The organism is Pseudomonas agronomica, from assembly GCF_025917275.1.
Taxonomy (GTDB): domain Bacteria; phylum Pseudomonadota; class Gammaproteobacteria; order Pseudomonadales; family Pseudomonadaceae; genus Aquipseudomonas; species Aquipseudomonas agronomica.
Genome location: NZ_JAOSHO010000701.1, coordinates 1 through 2,063, shown reverse-complemented (window position 1 = coordinate 2,063; position 2,063 = coordinate 1). Strand labels below are relative to the sequence as shown.

The following is a 2,063-nucleotide window of genomic DNA, read 5'->3' as shown; positions in this document are numbered from 1 at the left end:
TGCGCCGAGGCCACGGCCTGTTCGGTGCGATCGGAAAACAGCAGGCGATTGGGCAGGCCGGTCAGCGGATCGTGATGGGCCAGGTGCGCCAGTTCATGCTCCGAATCCTTGATCGCACTGATGTCGGAAAACACCGCGACGTACTGGCTGACTTCACCGTTGTCATCGACCACAGCACGGATGGTCTGCCATTGCGGGTAGATTTCGCCACTTTTGCGGCGGTTCCAGATCTCGCCGCTCCACTCGCCACGGCTGGACAACGACGCAAACATATCCCGATAGAAAGCCGGTCCGTGCCGGCCGGATTTGAACAGATTGGGTTGGCGCCCCAATACTTCGTCCCGGCCATAACCGGTGATCGCCATGAACGCCCGGTTGACGTGCACGATCAGGCCCTGGCGGTCCGTGACCAGGACCCCTTCGCGGGTGCAATCGAAGACAGCGGCGGCCTGGCGCAATCGTTCACGGTCGAGGCTGCCCTCGCCCTTGTCGAAACACCGCACGATCCGCACCCGAGCCATGAACATCAGCCCGGCGCTGACCAGCACCCAGGCATAACCGTTGATCAGTTGCCAGCGAAGCTGGTCGGCGGAATGATCGAAGAAACTGCTCAATAAATAACCAACCAGCTGCAGCCAGGCGACCGATAGCAAGAGGTAAAGCAGAGCCCCACGCATGGCAGTGCGTTGATAGACAGTCATGCGGTCATCCATGTCCCTGTAATTTGAGGGGATTATAGAGTAAGAAACATCCTGCCACTCTTATCTGAAAGGCCGACTGGTTTTATCGGTCGAGCTGGTGATAATGCAACGGCAGTTTCTATTTTTATCGAGGGCCCTACAGCCTATGTGGTACGAAGGTTTTCTTGGCTTGTCGCCCTGGTCGCTGGTGGCAGTCACCCTGTTGATGACCCACGTGACGATCATCAGTGTCACGGTCTACCTGCACCGTTATTCGGCTCACCGTTCCCTGGAACTGAACGCCGGCCTCAAACATTTCTTCCGCTTCTGGCTGTGGCTGACCACCGCGCAGAACACCCGCGAGTGGACAGCCATCCACCGCAAGCACCACGCCAAATGCGAAACCGAGGATGACCCCCACAGCCCGGTCGTCAAGGGCTTGTCCACGGTGCTGCGCAAAGGCGCCGAGCTGTATCGCGCCGAGGCGCAAAACCCGGAAACCCTGCGCATCTACGGCAAGAACTGCCCGGAAGACTGGATCGAGCGCAACCTCTATAGCCGCTTCCCTTTGCTGGGCGTGGCGATCATGGGCGTCATCGACCTGCTGCTGTTCGGCACGATCGGCATCACCATCTGGGCCATCCAGATGATGTGGATCCCCGTCTGGGCCGCCGGCGTGGTCAATGGCCTGGGGCATGCCGTGGGCTATCGCAACTTCGAGTGCCGCGACGCGGCGACCAACCTGGTGCCCTGGGGCATCCTGATCGGTGGCGAAGAGCTGCACAACAACCACCACACCTACCCCAACTCAGCCAAGCTGTCGGTGCGCAAATGGGAGTTCGACCTGGGCTGGGCCTGGATCAAGGTCTTCAGCTTCCTGCGCCTGGCGAAGGTCCAGCGGGTCGCGCCGATCGCCCACCGTGTCGAAGGCAAGGGCCACCTGGACATGGACACCGCCATGGCGATCCTCAACAACCGTTTCCAGATCATGGCCCAGTACCGCCGGCTGGTCATCGCGCCGCTGGTCAAGCAGGAGCTGGATAAAGTCGATCACTCGGTGCGCCACCAGTTTCATCGGGCCAAACGCCTGCTGTCACGGGAAACCAGCCTGCTGGATGACCGCCACCACCTGCGCATCCAGAACATGCTGGAGCACAGCCAGGCGCTGAAGGTGATCTACGAAAAGCGCCTGGCCTTGCAGCAGATCTGGATCAAGACCAGCAGCAACGGCCATGACATGCTCGCGGCCATCAAGGAATGGGTTCATGAGGCCGAGGCCAGTGGCATCCAGTCCCTGAGGGACTTTGCCGATCAGCTCAAGACCTACTCGCTGCGGCCTGCCACGGCCTGAAATCCCTTGATAGGAAGCTTCTGTGGCGAGGG

2 protein-coding genes are annotated in these 2,063 nt (G+C 60.3%); one reads left to right on the top strand and one right to left on the bottom strand.

Translation table 11 applies throughout. The features are described 5' to 3' along the window. A partial coding sequence (locus OC610_RS26310; RefSeq protein ID WP_264432045.1) for a PAS domain-containing protein occupies positions 1–701 on the bottom strand: 701 nt, incomplete at its 3' end. Positions 702–846: 145 nt separating this feature from the next. Between OC610_RS26310 and desA the strand changes: the two genes are divergently transcribed. Continuing rightward, a complete protein-coding gene (gene desA / locus OC610_RS26305; protein WP_264432042.1) occupies positions 847–2,031 on the top strand; it encodes a delta-9 fatty acid desaturase DesA in 1,185 nt (394 codons plus the stop codon). The last annotated feature ends 32 nt before the right edge of the window (positions 2,032–2,063 follow it).

Coding starts and splice junctions, on each gene's coding strand:
- desA (WP_264432042.1), top strand. CDS start 847: ATGTGGTACGAAGGTTTTCTTGGCTTGTCGCCCTGGTCGCTGGTGGCA.